This window comes from Sphingobium herbicidovorans, from assembly GCF_002080435.1.
Taxonomy (GTDB): Bacteria; Pseudomonadota; Alphaproteobacteria; order Sphingomonadales; family Sphingomonadaceae; genus Sphingobium; species Sphingobium herbicidovorans.
In genome coordinates, this window is the sequence record NZ_CP020538.1 from 1,424,269 (window position 1) to 1,438,847 (window position 14,579).

General features: G+C 61.5%; 14 protein-coding genes. 4 read left to right on the forward strand and 10 right to left on the reverse strand.

Translation table 11 applies throughout. From position 1 onward, the window contains the following. Window positions 1-184: 184 nt before the first annotated feature. Window positions 185-670 carry a transcription elongation factor GreB gene (gene greB, locus B6S01_RS06885; RefSeq protein ID WP_037464479.1) on the forward strand — a complete coding sequence of 162 codons (486 nt, stop codon included), beginning with the start codon at window positions 185-187 and terminating at the stop codon, window positions 668-670. Window positions 671-679: 9 nt separating this feature from the next. Here greB and B6S01_RS06890 read toward each other — a convergent pair whose 3' ends face one another. From B6S01_RS06890 to aspS, 6 genes are all read right to left on the reverse strand, one after another. Beyond that, window positions 680-2,032, reverse strand: coding sequence for a S41 family peptidase (locus tag B6S01_RS06890; RefSeq protein ID WP_037464478.1), 1,353 nt, complete (start codon window positions 2,030-2,032; stop codon window positions 680-682). Window positions 2,033-2,171: 139 nt separating this feature from the next. Then, window positions 2,172-2,357 (reverse strand): hypothetical protein, encoded by a 186-nt coding sequence (locus B6S01_RS06895; RefSeq protein WP_037464476.1) that lies wholly within the window; start codon window positions 2,355-2,357, stop codon window positions 2,172-2,174. 79 nt (window positions 2,358-2,436) lie between these two features. Further along, window positions 2,437-3,702, reverse strand: coding sequence for a methyl-accepting chemotaxis protein (locus B6S01_RS06900; protein WP_231567975.1), 1,266 nt, complete (start codon window positions 3,700-3,702; stop codon window positions 2,437-2,439). A 142-nt stretch (window positions 3,703-3,844) separates the two neighbouring features. Continuing rightward, entirely contained in the window at window positions 3,845-4,627 is a 783-nt protein-coding gene (locus tag B6S01_RS06905) for a polyphosphate kinase 2 family protein (RefSeq protein WP_037464473.1), read from the reverse strand. Between the two features lie 41 nt (window positions 4,628-4,668). Further along, window positions 4,669-5,274, reverse strand: coding sequence for a phosphatase PAP2 family protein (locus B6S01_RS06910; protein WP_156103344.1), 606 nt, complete (start codon window positions 5,272-5,274; stop codon window positions 4,669-4,671). A gap of 49 nt (window positions 5,275-5,323) precedes the next feature. Further along, a complete protein-coding gene (gene aspS / locus B6S01_RS06915) occupies window positions 5,324-7,108 on the reverse strand; it encodes an aspartate--tRNA ligase (RefSeq protein WP_037464471.1) in 1,785 nt (594 codons plus the stop codon). Between the two features lie 129 nt (window positions 7,109-7,237). Between aspS and rnd the strand changes: the two genes are divergently transcribed. Both rnd and B6S01_RS06925 read left to right on the forward strand, forming a co-directional pair. Next, window positions 7,238-8,404 carry a ribonuclease D gene (gene rnd, locus B6S01_RS06920; protein ID WP_037464469.1) on the forward strand — a complete coding sequence of 389 codons (1,167 nt, stop codon included), beginning with the start codon at window positions 7,238-7,240 and terminating at the stop codon, window positions 8,402-8,404. A 14-nt stretch (window positions 8,405-8,418) separates the two neighbouring features. Beyond that, on the forward strand, window positions 8,419-8,712 hold the full coding sequence (locus tag B6S01_RS06925) for an I78 family peptidase inhibitor (protein WP_037464467.1): 294 nt from the start codon (window positions 8,419-8,421) through the stop codon (window positions 8,710-8,712). Between the two features lie 149 nt (window positions 8,713-8,861). Here the strand turns inward: B6S01_RS06925 and B6S01_RS06930 are convergent, their stop codons facing one another. From B6S01_RS06930 to lepA, 3 genes are all read right to left on the reverse strand, one after another. After that, entirely contained in the window at window positions 8,862-9,545 is a 684-nt protein-coding gene (locus tag B6S01_RS06930) for a hypothetical protein (protein ID WP_037465127.1), read from the reverse strand. A gap of 156 nt (window positions 9,546-9,701) precedes the next feature. Next, on the reverse strand, window positions 9,702-10,088 hold the full coding sequence (locus B6S01_RS06935) for a PH domain-containing protein (RefSeq protein WP_037464466.1): 387 nt from the start codon (window positions 10,086-10,088) through the stop codon (window positions 9,702-9,704). A gap of 69 nt (window positions 10,089-10,157) precedes the next feature. Further along, the gene (gene lepA, locus B6S01_RS06940; protein WP_037464464.1) at window positions 10,158-11,963 is read right to left on the reverse strand and encodes a translation elongation factor 4; all 1,806 of its coding nucleotides are present in this window, start codon (window positions 11,961-11,963) and stop codon (window positions 10,158-10,160) included. A gap of 189 nt (window positions 11,964-12,152) precedes the next feature. On the opposite strand from lepA, the gene B6S01_RS06945 reads away from it, so the two are divergent. Then, entirely contained in the window at window positions 12,153-12,923 is a 771-nt protein-coding gene (locus B6S01_RS06945) for a CsgG/HfaB family protein (RefSeq protein ID WP_037464462.1), read from the forward strand. A gap of 117 nt (window positions 12,924-13,040) precedes the next feature. Here the strand turns inward: B6S01_RS06945 and B6S01_RS06950 are convergent, their stop codons facing one another. Next, window positions 13,041-14,081, reverse strand: coding sequence for an acyltransferase family protein (locus B6S01_RS06950; RefSeq protein ID WP_231567974.1), 1,041 nt, complete (start codon window positions 14,079-14,081; stop codon window positions 13,041-13,043). Between the last annotated feature and the right edge of the window lie 498 nt (window positions 14,082-14,579).

The following is a 14,579-nucleotide window of genomic DNA, read 5'->3' on the forward strand; positions in this document are numbered from 1 at the left end:
GCCGCAGGGGATGCAAAGGCCGGTAAGCGGCCCGCCAAGACCTCCGCGCTTCCGCGCAACTCAAAAACCTCTGCGCCCTCGGCGCCTCTGCGCGAACAAGAAAGCCCCTAGCCCGTGGCCGCGTGGTTTACCCTTTTCCCAGTGAAATTTGCACGAACCTCGTCGCGGCAGGTAAAGCAGCGCGATGACCACCCCCTATCCCAACTACATAACGCCTGAAGGCTTCGCCAGGCTGCGCGCGGAATATGACCAACTGCTGGGGGTAGAGCGGCCGCGCGTCGTTGAAATCGTCAGCTGGGCGGCTGGCAACGGGGATCGCAGCGAAAATGGCGACTATCTATATGGCCGCAAGCGCATGCGTGAGATTGACGGCCAGCTTCGCCGCCTGTCGAAGAAGATGAAGGACGCCAAAGTCGTCGATCCGCGCCAGCAACCTGACAAGAGCAAGGTGTTCTTCGGAGCGACGGTGACCATCGCCGACGAAGAGGACAATCATCGCACCGTCACCATCGTCGGCAATGACGAAGCGGATGCGAGTGCCGGGCGGATCGGCTGGGGTTCCCCCATTGCCCGCGCCTTGCGGGGCGCGGCCATCGGAGACCTGCGCCGCGTCCTGCTGCCCGCGGGGGAGAAGGAATATGAGGTGATTGAAATCGACTATCCGAAATAAGCCGTTCAGTCAGCGCGGCGCCGCCTTCTTCGCGATCGGCTGCGCCTGCGCCACTACAGCCCCCGGCTTTGCCGCGAGCCGTCCGATGGTCTTGAGCGCATAGTCGAGCTGGAAATCCTCAATGCCCTTTTTCTTCAATTCCTCAGCGCTCATGGCAAAGCGGGGATCTTCCTTCGTATCCTCTTCCAGCGCCGCATTATCCGTTTTGATCTCGTTGATCAGATGACGACGCAGGTCGCTCTCTCGAAACTTCGGGCGGTTCTTGTAGTCAGGATCAGACAATTGTGGCACGCGCACATCCGGTTCGATGCCGCCTTCCTGCACCGACCGGCCAGACGGTGTGTAATAGCGTGCCGTCGTCAGCTTGAGCGCGGTCGTGTTGGTGAGCGGCAACATCGTCTGCACGCTGCCCTTGCCGAAGCTGCGCTCACCCATCACCAGCGCGCGATGCTGGTCCTGTAGCGCCCCCGCAACGATCTCCGAAGCTGAAGCCGATCCTGCATCGACCAGCACGATGACCGGCAGGCCCTTCGCGTCATCGCCCGGCTTGGCGTAATAGCGTTCCACATCGCCCTTGTTACGGCCGCGCTGGGAAACGATCTCGCCCCTTTCCAGGAAGCTGTCGCTGACCGCTACCGCTTCGTCCAGCAGCCCGCCGGGGTTGGAGCGCAGGTCCAGGATGTAGCCGGTGGGCTTGCGTCCCAGGCTCTTGTCGATGCTGCGGATCGCCTGGCGTACATCAGCGCCGGTGTTGGCCGAGAAGCTGACGATATTGATGATGCCGACGCCGTTCTTCACTTCCCACTTTACGGGTTTTAGCTGAATGATCTCGCGAGTTAACGTGAGTTCGATCGGTTTGTCGCGGCCGGGCCGGACGATGGTGAGCTTGATCGCGGTGCCGGGCGCGCCGCGCATCTTATCGACCGCCTCGTCCAGGGTGCCCCCATAGATGAGCTGCCCATCGAGATGCGTGATATAGTCGCCCGCCTTGATGCCCGCACGCCAAGCCGGTGTATCCTGCGTCGGCGCGATGACCTTGACCGCGCCATCTTCCTGCGTCACCGACAGGCCAAGGCCACCATAGCTGCCCTCCGTCTGGGTCCGCAGATTCTGGAAATCGCGCGCGTCGAGGAAGCTCGAATGCGGGTCGAGACTGGCAAGCATGCCGTCGATCGCCCCCTTGATCAGCTTTTGGTCATCGACCTTCTCGACATAGTCGCTGCGTACCTTTTGGAACACATCCATGAACTCGTCGAGCGCCTTGTAGCTGCTGGCTTCCCCATCGGCGAGCGCGGCTGTCGTAGCAGGGATGAGCGCAAGCGCGCCAAGGGCAATGGCGCCCCGGAAAAAATTGGAAGTCATTGCTGTCCTGAGTCCTAGCATCAAGCGGCGAGTATAGGCAGGTTGTCAGCCAGACGCAAAGGATCGGTGAGCCCCGGCCCAGCCGTTGGCGAGCGCCACGCCTTTCACCGCCCCTTGAGCAGGGGCCAGTCCCGCTATCCTATTCGTGCGGCCGCAGAGCCTGGTTCAAACTCTCCATCACCTGGGCGATGGGCTCTATCACCGTCACGCTCCTGCCCTCGCCAAAACGGATGCGGGTGCCGTCCGTGACCGATGAAACGAAGGTGACCTGTGCGGGATTGATAGCGGTTTCGGTCCGGTCAGCGCCCACGAACATGACGAGCATGGCTTTTCCTCTCCTTCTTATTGGAACACGAAGGTAACCGCATTTCCGCAGCAAGCCAGCCGTTTTTCTGATCGCGCGTTCAGTCCAGGCGGATCGCCTGGATGAACAGGCTGGCGCGCGCATCCAGACGGTGCGCCTCCTGCGCCAACTGGCTGGCCGCATGGCGGATGTCGCGCGCGCCTTCCTCCGCCGCTCCGGCATTATCGCTGATCTGGCTGGCGCTGATCCTGACATGCTCGCTGGAGACGCCGGCCTCGGCAACGCCGTCTGCGATGGTGCGGCTGAACGCGCCGTGCCGCGCCACGGCTTCAAACACCGACCCGGAAAGCCGTTCCGCAGTCGCGATCGCCGAGTCCATGAGCGCATGGCCCTGCGCGACCTGGCCGACGGTCGCACGGATATGTTCTATGCGGTTTGCGATCTCCGCCGCGGCGTCGCGCGTCTGACCAGCCAGCAGCTTCACCTCGCGCGCGACCACCGCAAAGCCCTGCCCCGATTCGCCTGCGCGCGCGGCTTCAATCCCGGCGTTCAGGGCGAGTGTCGTGGTTGCGCGAGCAATCGCGTCAATCAGTGCCGTCACCTCGCCGATCCCGTCCGCCTGCGCAGACAGTTGATGCGTGTGCGCGGAACCGAGCCGCGTCTGATCGACAGCACGGCGGATCGCCGCACCCGCCGCCCGGGCTTCTTCTTCTATGGCCTGGAACAGTTGATTGAGATCGCTGGCCGACGCGGCCATACCCGACAAATGGTCCGCAGTCTGGGCCGCGGCCACGGCCATGCCCGCCGATGCCTGTCCGTTATGCGCGGCGCGCTCCGCCGCTTCGTTCGCGAGCCGGGACAACATGTCGGCCATGGCGACCAGATCGGCGATCAACGCGCCGATGTCGGTTCGAAAGCTTCCACTTTCGCGCGTCACCCGCTCCAGCCGTTCGGCCCGCGCAATCGCCACTTGCGCATCCCGCTCGGCGGCGAGCTTCAACAACAGTTGACCGCCCACCACGCCGGCATAGCGTCCCCCTTCCACCACGATCAGTCCCTCACATGCCTGGCCCTGCGCAGCATAAAGGTCGATCAACGCCTCGATCGTGGCGCTCCGTTCCACGCAGGCGCACGGACGGACATGATCGTCCAACCGCCCCCCGAAGCTGGGATTGCGCAATAATGCGTGGCCGAACGGATTGAACAGGATGCGCCGCATATGGCGCTCGTAAATCGCGCCCACAGGCCGTCCCTGACCGTCGAGGACAGGCAGAAGGCGAAGCGCGGGATCGAACTGGAACTGGTCCACAGCCTCGCTCAACGGCCGCCCCAGCCGGATCACCGGACTGTCGGCAACAAAAGGCAAGCCCTGCGAGCGAGGCAAAGAGGCTAGGGGATCGAGAACAACTGGCGAATACATAAGGGCATGATTACCGCCCCAATGGTAAATGCCCGGTTAGGTTTTGATGACAGTATGATGACAAATGGCTGTTTTCTGACGTTTTTCCTTACACCATCCGGTAACCGAATGCCTTGTTTGCCAGCTTCACCACCTCTGGATCGGGATCGGGGAAATTCATCGGCACGAGCTTTTCCAGCGTATCGGCAACATATTTCAGCGCGGCGATGCGTCCGGCCTTGCGATGATTATTGTCGATGACATGCCAAGGGGCATATTTGCTGTCGGTCTTGGCGAACATGCTGTGCATGGCAGCCAGATAGTCGTCGCGCCGCGCCCGGTTTCGGTAATCTTCCGTTCCGGTCTTCCAGCGCTTCCAAGGCGTGTCGAGCCGCTGGGCAAGTTGCTCGTCCTGGGTCTCCTGCGTGATGTGGACGAATAGCTTGACGATGTTGGTCCCCGCATCGACCTGCTGCTTTTCGAAGGCGTTGATCTCGTCATAAGCGCGCTTCCATTCGGACTTGGCGCAATAGCCTTCTACTCGCTCCACCAGAACGCGCCCGTACCAGCTGCGGTCGAAGATCGCGATATGCTTGCCTGCGGGCAAGCGCGTCCAGAAACGCCATAGGTAATGGCGGTCGCGCTCCTCCTCACTGGGCGCCGCGATCGACCAGACGCGGTAATAGCGGGGGTCCCAATCGGCAGTCATCCGCTTGATGATGCCGCCCTTGCCTGCCGCATCCCATCCTTCCAGCAGGATGACGCTGCGCCTGCCATGGATCAGATGAGCGACCTGAATCTTCGCCAACCGCTCCTGCAGACTGGCCAGTTGGGCGTCATAGTCGCCCTTGGGCGCTTTACCCTTTTCATAATCGGCAAGATCAATGGTCATGGACAGATCATGCGCCGTGCCCGCGCTGCTGTCGAGTGGGGTCAGCGCACCCGCACCAGACGCAAGACACCCTGCGCCATCAGGATCGACAATGCGTAGCTCGCCAGCAACTGGCTGGTCCAATGGCCGCCCATCGTCACCCGCGCCGCCCAGCCCAACACCAGCCAGACCAGCGCGACCCAGCCCACGGCCCGCGCCCAGCCGCGCCGGTCCGCCAGCGCGACGAGCATCAGCAGGCCTATCGTGGCGCCCGTTACCAAGCCATAGGTCGATGGCAGGCCCGATGACGGACTGGGCTTTGCAACGGCGACCAGGGTGGCCAAAGGTCGGGGCGAAAAAATGAAGAAACGAAGCAAGCCGTCGGTCGCAAGCGCAAGCGCAAACGCGATCGGCGCCGCCAGCGCGGCGACATGGCCCCGCAACATCCACAGGAGCAGCGCGACGACGCCAGTCATCGCCCACATCCATGGTTCAGTCGCGCTTTTCGTGACAATACCCGCCCATTCGGGCGACTGACCGAGCAGTGCCTGCAAGCCGCGCGTCAGAGCGACATCGCCCGGCAACGGTCGCTTCACGGCCCAGTTGAGCACGCCAAGCGTCACGCCGGCAATGCACAGCAGAAAGACGGAACCGCGAGTGATCGTCATGCCTGTCATCATCCCATTGACGGTGGACGACAAGCGTGACGATGATAGGTCACGCCTTTGCCTGCGGCTCCACAACGCGAATATGCAATTCACGAAGCTGCTTGAACTCGGCCGGGGACGGCGCACCCATCAGCAGGTCTTCAGCACGCTGGTTCATCGGGAAGAGCGTGATCTCCCGCAGATTCTGCGCACCGCAGAGCAGCATCACGATGCGGTCCACCCCTGCCGCCATGCCGCCATGCGGCGGCGCGCCATATTGGAAGGCGCGATACAGGCCGCCAAAGCGTTCCTCCACATCCTGCTGCGACAGGCCCACCTTCTCGAACGCCTTGACCATCAACTCCGGCGACTGGTTACGGATCGACCCGGAGGCGATCTCATAGCCGTTGCAGACCATGTCATATTGATAGGCCTTGAGGCTGAGCGGGTCTTGGCTGTCAAGCGCTTCCATCCCGCCTTGCGGCATGGAGAAGGGGTTGTGCGCGAAATCGATCGACTTCGTTTCCTCATCATATTCGTAGAAGGGGAAATCGACGATCCAGCACAGTTCGAACCTGTCCTTGTCGATCAGATCGAGCTGTTCACCCACGCGAATGCGCGCCAGACCCGCCAGCTTGGCCGCCTGGCTTTCCTTGCCCGCCGCGAAGAATACGCCGTCATTGGGACCAAGGCCCAGCGCCTCGATCAGCTTGGCTGTGCTTTCCTCGCCATGATTCTTGGCGATGGGGCCGCCGGGCACGCCATCCTTGATGTTGATATAGCCAAGGCCCGAATAGCCCTCGGCCCGTGCCCAATTGTTCATTTCGTCGAAGAACTTACGGCTGCCCGCGCCAGCGCCGGGCGCCGGGATCGCGCGAATGACGCTGCCGCTGTCCACCAGGCTGGCGAAGATGCCGAAGCCCGAACCGACAAAATGCTCTGTCACATCGGTGATAAGGATCGGGTTGCGCAGGTCAGGCTTGTCGCTGCCATATTTCAGCATCGCTTCGGCGTGCGGAATGCGCGGGAAGCTGCCCGCGGGCGTCACCGGCTTGCCGTCAGCGAACGCCTCGAACACCTGGGCGATCACCGGCTCCATCGTGTTCCACACATCTTCCTGGGTAACGAAGCTCATTTCCAGATCGAGCTGGTAGAACTCGCCCGGCAGGCGATCGGCACGGGGGTCTTCATCGCGGAAACAGGGCGCGATCTGGAAATAACGGTCGAAGCCCGCCACCATCAGCAGCTGCTTATATTGCTGCGGCGCCTGCGGCAGGGCGTAGAACTTCCCGGCATGGATGCGGCTGGGCACCAGGAAGTCGCGCGCGCCTTCCGGGCTGCTCGCGGTCAGGATGGGCGTCGAATATTCGGTGAAGCCGATGCCTTCCATGCGGCGGCGCATGTCGGAGATGATCTTCGTCCGCTTGACGATGTTGGCGTGCAGCGTCTCGCGCCGCAGGTCGAGGAAGCGGTAACGCAGGCGGATATCCTCGGGATATTCCTGCTCGCCCGCGACAGGCAGCGGCAGGTCGGCGGCGGCGGACAGCAGCACCGCGTCCAGCGCGCGGATCTCGATCTCGCCGGTGGGAAGGTTCGGGTTCATCGCTTCCTTCGCACGGGCGACGACCTTGCCCGTCACCGTCACGACGCTTTCGGCGCGCAGCGATTCGATCACCTTGAAGACCGGACCGTCGACTTCAGTGACGATCTGCACCATGCCATAATGGTCGCGCAGGTCGATGAAGACCAGGTCGCCATGATCGCGCTTGCGATGGACCCAGCCCGACACGCGCACCTCATCACCAACTTCGGCCGATGTCAGGGCGCCGCAGGTATGGGTGCGATAGGCGTGCATGGCGTTTTGGTCTTTCAACTGCGTTTTACGGAAATGACAAATTGTTGCGGCCCCGCTATGGGCTAGCCTTGTCGACTATCGACGAGCCCGCCGGGGAGCGGGCCTGCCCATAATAAGATCGAAGACCATATGCAAATCCATCCGCTGATTACCGACAGCAAGACTCTCGCTTCATTTTGCGCCCGGATCGCCAAATCGCCCTATATCGCGGTCGATACCGAGTTCATGCGTGAAAACAGCTATTGGCCCGACCTATGCCTCGTGCAGGTCGCGGACGACAATGAAGCCGCCGCCATCGATCCAAAGGCTCCGGGTCTTGACCTTTCGCCCCTGCTCGACCTGATGGTGGACAATGAGGATGTGCTGAAGGTCTTTCATGCCGGCGGACAGGATCTGGAGATCATCTACAATCTGACAGGGAAAACGCCCCATCCGCTGTTCGACACCCAGATTGCGGCCATGGCGCTCGGCCTTGGCGAACAGATCGGATATGGCAATCTGGTCGATGCCTGGCTGGGGGTCCAGCTGGACAAGGGCGCGCGCTTCACCGACTGGGCGCGCCGCCCGCTCGACAAGCGTCAGATCGACTATGCAATCGGCGACGTCACCTACCTCATTCAGATCTTCCCGAAAATGCTGGAGGAATTGAAGCGCACCGGTCGGGGCGACTGGCTGGACCAGGAAATGGAACGGATCAGCGACGCGGAAAACTACGTGAATGAACCGACAGAGGCCTGGAAGCGCGTCCGCATCGCCAGCCGCAAAGCGGATGTGCTTGGCCGTTTGAAGGCGCTGGCCGCATGGCGCGAGATCGAAGCGCAGGACAAAAATCTGCCGCGCGGCCGCATCGTCAAGGATGAGACGCTGGCCGATATCGCCAGCCACCCACCGCGGGCTCAGGAAGATCTGGGCAAGGTGCGCGGCCTGTCCGCCACCTGGAAGACGAACGATATCGGCGCGCGGTTGATGCAGGCTCTGGCCAGCCATCAACCGCTGGGCAAGGATGAAATGCCCGAGCGTGACCCCAAGCGGCCGGGCCTTGGCAAGGATGGCGCGCTGGTCGCCGACCTGCTCAAGCTGCTGCTGAAAATCCGGTCGCGCGATATCAATGTGGCCGCGCGACTGATTGCCCGGTCGGACGATATCGACGCGCTGGCCGCAGGCGTTCGTGACGACCTCTCGATTCTCGAAGGCTGGCGTTATGAACAATTTGGGCGCGACGCAGTTGATCTGGTGGAAGGCCGCCTTGCCTTCGCGGTCAAGGGCGGCCGCCTCAAGATGACACGCACCGAATAGGAGCAGACGACGATATGCGGATGGCGGCGTTTATTCCTCTAACGATACTGGCGGCTTGCGCAGGCGCCGAATATCCGGGCCCTGCCACCCCTTCAGCTGTCGAAGGCGCTTGCCGGAATGACGGGCTTGACCAGTTCCTGGGCCAGACCGCCAGCGCTTCGGTAGGCGCGCAACTCCTTGCTGCCTCGGGCGCGCGCACTTTGCGCTGGGGCGCGCCCGGCATGGCCATGACGATGGACTTTCGGGCTGACCGGCTGACCGTCAGCTATGATGAAAAGATGGTGATCACCTCTGCACGATGCGGTTGACGACTGAAGCTTCATCGCCTGAACGCACCATCGTCAAAGAAGCTATTGGCGCGGCGTACCGCCTGATCCTGTGAAGAGATTATCCACACGAACAAGACCTGCAAGAACGTCGCGAAGCACAAACCCGCCCGGCAGACATGGCGGGAAGGTCAGCATTCCAACCCGATAAGCGTACCACCGGCAATCCGCCCGACATTGCGTTTGCCATCGATTTCCATCCAGTCAGGCGTGACCTCCAGCCGCCGTCCCCTGATCGTGGTGCGCAGATGTTCGACCGCTATGCGATTGCGCGCCACGATCCGCAGCACCGCCAATCCGTCGCCACGGGCTGCCATCACGCTGTAGCGATCGCCGCGCAGCAGGAAGTGCCAGCTGCCGTCAGAGGGTAGCCATTCATTGCCATCAATGATTTGAACGGGCGCGCCATCGACCCCACCCAGTCGCAGGCTGATCCGGGTAGCGCCATTGCTGCGGCGAGGCGGCGCGAATATCAGAATCGGCTCGCCTTCCAGCGTCAGCGGAATAGGGGTGTCGCGCACCTGACGGGATCCGCCAAGGATCAACGTAGGAAGGTCGGGCGAAAATGGCAGGCGATCACGGGCGAAGTGGCGCTGCCGTACGACCGGATTGGTATGAAAACTCTGCACCTGCGTCGACGTCAGCCGCCCTTCCTCGACCAGGCCATGACATGTGGGACACAGCAACGTGGCGCCAGGCCCCTCCGGCAAGCGCAAATAGCGGTAGATGGTGACGCCACAGCGCACGCAGGCAAATCCGCATGCCTGCCGTATATCGTCTCGCTGCTGGGTCGTCAGCGCTGGCAGCGAAGGCATCACGGGCAGGCTCATGGACGGCGTTCCCTTGCATCGCCGTTCTGCTTCATTGCAGATCGGCGTTACCTTGGAGGCGTCCTTCCCTTTAAGGGCTCTGTCAGGCCCATCGCCTTTACATCGTTAAAATAAAGTGCGTGAGTCAAGTAGGATCGCGCATCAGCGCTGTGGCAGCAGGTCCATGTTGCGCGATGCGGCTATATCACGGATGCGTCCAGGGCGAGGCATGGACTTGATCGCGATTTCCGCGACATCGCCTGCGCTGAACAGTTCGATATTGCCGACATCGAACAGGCGCTGGCCCAGGCTTTGGGTGATCCGCACGCTGCGAATGCTGGACAGGGCGATCTCCGTCCGCTGCTTGGACAGAATGCCCCGTTCCATCAGGACTTCGCGATCGGACAGAGCCAGCCGCTCGCCTTTCGCCATGATCCACCAGATCGCGATGACAAGGATGCCGAGCACCGAAATCAGCAGCAGGATGAACAGGAAAGGATGCGCCCGGAACATCGCGGGATGTTCGTCATATAGCCAGCCCGTGCCCATTTCGCCTCCTGCCGCTTGCCTGCTGCATTGACCATGGAAGCTGCGCTCTGGTCAACATGCGCGATAAAGTCAGCTTTCGTCGCCCATGCGTAGCGCCGCGATGAAGGCTTCCTGAGGAATCTGGACACTGCCATATTCACGCATCCGCTTCTTGCCTTCCTTCTGCTTCTCCAGCAGCTTCTTCTTGCGGGTGATGTCGCCGCCATAGCATTTTGCGGTCACATCCTTGCGCATCGCCGCGATCGTCTCGCGCGCGATCACCTTGCCGCCAATCGCCGCCTGGATCGGGATCTTGAACAGATGGCGGGGTATCAGGTCCTTCAGCCGTTCGCACATATGCCGTCCGCGCGCTTCGGCGGCGCTGCGATGGACGATCATGCTGAGCGCATCGACCGGCTCGTTGTTGACGAGGATGCTCATCTTGACGAGGTCGCCGTCGCGCGTGCCGATCTGATGATAGTCGAAGCTCGCATAGCCCCGTGAAATCGACTTCAGCCGGTCATAGAAGTCGAACACGACCTCGTTGAGCGGCAGTTCATAGGTCACCTGTGCGCGGCCGCCGACATAGGTCAGGTTCTTCTGGATGCCGCGCCGATCCTGGCAAAGTTTCAGGATCGAGCCGAGATATTCGTCAGGGCAATAGATCACCGCCTCGATCCACGGCTCCTCGATCATCTCGATATGGTTGGGATCGGGCATGTCGGCGGGGTTGTGCAGGTGGCGCACGGTCCCGTCCTTCATGTGCATCTCATAGACAACCGATGGCGCGGTCGTGATGAGGTCCAGATCATATTCGCGCGTCAGCCGCTCCTGGATGATCTCCAGATGGAGCAAGCCCAGGAAACCGCAGCGAAAGCCGAAGCCCAGCGCCGCACTGGTTTCCATCTCGAAAGAGAAGCTCGCATCGTTCAGGCGCAGCTTGGAGATGCTGTCGCGCAGCTTTTCAAAGTCGTTCGCATCGACGGGGAACAGGCCGCAGAAAACCACGGGCTGCACTTCCTTGAAGCCCGGCAGCGGCTTGGCTGCGGGATTCTTGACCGTCGTGATGGTGTCGCCGACGCGGGTCTGGCTGATGTCCTTGATCTGCGCGGTGATGAAGCCGATCTCGCCGGGGCCAAGCTCAGGCAACGCTTCGATCTTGGGCCGCATGCAACCGACGCGGTCGATCAAATGCTCGGTGCCGCCGATCATGAACTTGATGTTCTGGCCCTTCTTGATGACACCGTTCATCACGCGCACCAGGATGACGACGCCCAGATAGGGGTCGTACCAGCTATCGACCAGCATCGCTTCCAGCGGCGCGTCCCTGTCGCCCTTGGGCGCGGGAATGCGGGCGACGATGGCTTCCAGCACCTCGTCAATGCCAATGCCCGATTTCGCGCTGGCCAGTACCGCCTGCGATGCATCGAGGCCGATCACTTCCTCTATCTCTGCACGCACCTTTTCCGGCTCGGCGGCGGGCAGGTCGATCTTGTTGAGCACCGGCACGATCTCATGGTCATGCTCGATCGACTGATAGACGTTGGCCAGCGTCTGCGCTTCCACGCCCTGCGCCGCATCGACCACAAGCAACGCCCCCTCGCACGCGGCGAGCGACCTGCTGACCTCATAGGCGAAATCCACATGGCCCGGCGTATCCATGAGGTTCAGCTCGTAGGTTTCACCATTCTTCGCCACATAATCGAGGCGCACGGTCTGCGCCTTGATGGTGATGCCGCGCTCCTTCTCGATGTCCATATTGTCGAGCACCTGCGCCGACATCTCGCGATCCGTAAGGCCGCCGGTGCGCTGGATCAGCCGGTCGGCCAATGTCGACTTGCCATGGTCGATATGGGCGATGATCGAGAAATTGCGAATGTGGGAAAGGTCGGTCATGGACCGCGCCGATAGCAGCCATTTGCAAGCCTGTCAGCAGAGTCGCGCATCGACGTGGTCCGCAGGTCAAACATGCGCCATGCCCCGCTTGCATCGCTTGAACCGCCACACCGTTGTGCTAGAGGATTGCTCAACAACAGGGTGGCCTCAAACAAACATAGATCAGCAACTTCCTGGGGGTGCATAGCCATGTATAAGTTCACTAAGTTCCTTGCCGCCGCGGCCAGCCTTGCCGTTCTGGCTTCGCCTGCCATTGCCGCTGAAAAGGGTTCGTCCGCACGTCAGCAGCAGGCCAAGAAAACGGCCGAAATTCCGCGGTGTACTCGCCGCATTGGCACGGTCGCGATCGTTGAACCGGACAATCAGTGGTGGCGCGAACTGAACCTGGGCAGCCCCGAAGCGATCCTGAAGGTCTTCATTCAGCAGTCCGGCTGCTTCGGCATCGTCAATCGCGGACGCGCGATGGCCAGCCGCAACCTGGAACGCGCGATGGCGGACTCCGGCGAACTGCAGGCCGGATCCAATCTGGGTAGGGGCCAGGTGAAGGCGGCCGATTATTATCTGCAGCCTGACATCGTCTCCTCGAACAAGAATTCAGGCGGCAACGCAATCGGCGGCATGCTGGGCGGATTCCTTGGTGGCCGAACTCTGGGCGCACTGGCTGGCGGTATCTCGATCAAGAAGAGCGAGGCTAACGTCACCCTGTCGATCGTCAACGCGCGCACGACCGAGGAAGAGGCGCTGACCGAAGGCTATTCGCGCAAGTCGGACCTCAGCTTCGGCGGCGGCGGCGGCGCGGGCTGGTGGGGCGGTTTCGCCGCAGCCGGCGGTGGCGGCTATCAGAATACCGAAATCGGCCAGGTCATCGTGCTCGCCTATCTCGACGCGTATACGAAGCTCGTGACCCAGTTGGGCGGCCTTCCCGCGAACGCGGCAGCCGCGGCTCCGCGCGCGCAATAACGGTCATTTGCCAAAGGGCGTTGCCGGGTCACGGCAGCGCCCTTTTTCATCTCCAGCCCAAGTCATATCACGCGTCGGGAGAAAGGCTTCCTCGATCGACAATGACCAGTCCAGGGTTCAGGCAGATCTGGCTGTTGCCTCGGCCAACGCCACGCCCTTGCGACGCCGCCTGCGCCACCAGTTCAGGATTGCCTCCCCCGCAGGCCGTTCGACGATACGGTTGATCACCGTTCCCAAGGTCAGCGCGACGAGAAATGCCGTCAGAAAACCAATCCAGGGGCTAAAGCCCAGTTCAGCAAGCTTCAGCATCACGACAAAGCCGACATGCTGGTGGATGAGGTAGAAGGAGTAGCTGATGCCGCCCATCCAAACGAGCGGTCGCGCAGCGACCCAACGCAAATGACCCCCTATCAGCGCGGCGAAGCTGGCCAGCAGGATGCAGGCGACCAACGTGACGTCCCAGCTTTCCATCACCGCGACCGATAGCAGGGCAAGCGCCGCATAGAGCGCCTGTTGCCGCCAGCGCCGCTGTCCCGCCCACACGCGATAGGATAGCATGCCGATGATGAAAAACGGCACATAGCGCAGCACCAGGATCATTACGATGCGTTCCGGCATGTCCGGCCAGAAACCATAAATCGCCCGGAGCGCCAGCCACGGGATGAACATGAGCTCCAGCCACCTCATGCCCACCCATTTCCACATCGCAATCATGCAAACGTAAAAGGCTATCTCGACCGTCAACGTCCAATAGGCGCCATCCACCTCGGGCAGAAAGGCAAAGCCCTGCAGCATGGTAATATTGGCCAGGATGGCCCCCGGTCCGATCAGCAATTGCGACGCCTTCGCCAGATATTCGATCGAAAGCGTCAGCGCCATGGCTACCAGATAGGCGGGATAGAGCCGGGCTACGCGATTGACGGCGAAATCCGCCACGCTGGCGATCCGGTCCAGCGTGAAGAAAATGGCGAAGCCCGAAATAGTGAAGAACAACAGGACCCGATAATTGCCGCCAGGAAAGCTGAAAGGCACATGCGCCGCCTGCGGGAACAGTTCATGAAAACGTGTGGAATAGTGGAATACCAGCACACACAGTGCGCCAACGCCACGCAATGCATCCAATTCCGTCAGACGGGCACGAGGCGGCAATCCACTCACCCGTCCATCATGGCAATCAAACAGCAATCAACCGTTAATGGATTCGCCAAAATGTAAATAAGATCGAATTTCAATATCGCGTCATGCGCTCAGCAGGCGGTGGCTCCGCTCGCGCGCCATTTCAGATATGCAAGCCGCCCCCAACATTTTCGAAGCAGGTGATGTCACCCGCTTCGAAAATGCAGAAACCACAGGCATAACATATGATCCGATAGACCCGGATCCGCCCCGCGACGATGCGCCGGAGCCTCTGGCGATATCGCGGGCGTCTTACCCCATATTTGGCGGAAATGGCTTCAAGACGCTCGACAGGCGCCGTTGCCCGCGGGCGGCGGAGCACTGCGCAGGCATGTTCGACGCCACGCGACGATCAGCGCGTTCCGAAATCAGCCGCCCTCCCCGCAGCCCGGCAAGGCTTGAGACATCGCCCCTATAACCGTGCCGGGGCTTCAGTTAAGTGGCCGGCAAACAGCGCATGAGGTCAGCACCTGCCCACAC

Coding starts and splice junctions, on each gene's coding strand:
- aspS (WP_037464471.1), bottom strand. CDS start 7,108: ATGCACGCCTATCGCACCCATACCTGCGGCGCCCTGACATCGGCCGAA.
- B6S01_RS06895 (WP_037464476.1), bottom strand. CDS start 2,357: ATGCTCGTCATGTTCGTGGGCGCTGACCGGACCGAAACCGCTATCAAT.
- B6S01_RS06945 (WP_037464462.1), top strand. CDS start 12,153: ATGTATAAGTTCACTAAGTTCCTTGCCGCCGCGGCCAGCCTTGCCGTT.
- B6S01_RS06905 (WP_037464473.1), bottom strand. CDS start 4,627: ATGACCATTGATCTTGCCGATTATGAAAAGGGTAAAGCGCCCAAGGGC.
- B6S01_RS06890 (WP_037464478.1), bottom strand. CDS start 2,032: ATGACTTCCAATTTTTTCCGGGGCGCCATTGCCCTTGGCGCGCTTGCG.
- rnd (WP_037464469.1), top strand. CDS start 7,238: ATGCAAATCCATCCGCTGATTACCGACAGCAAGACTCTCGCTTCATTT.
- lepA (WP_037464464.1), bottom strand. CDS start 11,963: ATGACCGACCTTTCCCACATTCGCAATTTCTCGATCATCGCCCATATC.
- B6S01_RS06925 (WP_037464467.1), top strand. CDS start 8,419: ATGCGGATGGCGGCGTTTATTCCTCTAACGATACTGGCGGCTTGCGCA.
- greB (WP_037464479.1), top strand. CDS start 185: ATGACCACCCCCTATCCCAACTACATAACGCCTGAAGGCTTCGCCAGG.
- B6S01_RS06910 (WP_156103344.1), bottom strand. CDS start 5,274: ATGACGATCACTCGCGGTTCCGTCTTTCTGCTGTGCATTGCCGGCGTG.
- B6S01_RS06930 (WP_037465127.1), bottom strand. CDS start 9,545: ATGCCTTCGCTGCCAGCGCTGACGACCCAGCAGCGAGACGATATACGG.
- B6S01_RS06935 (WP_037464466.1), bottom strand. CDS start 10,088: ATGGGCACGGGCTGGCTATATGACGAACATCCCGCGATGTTCCGGGCG.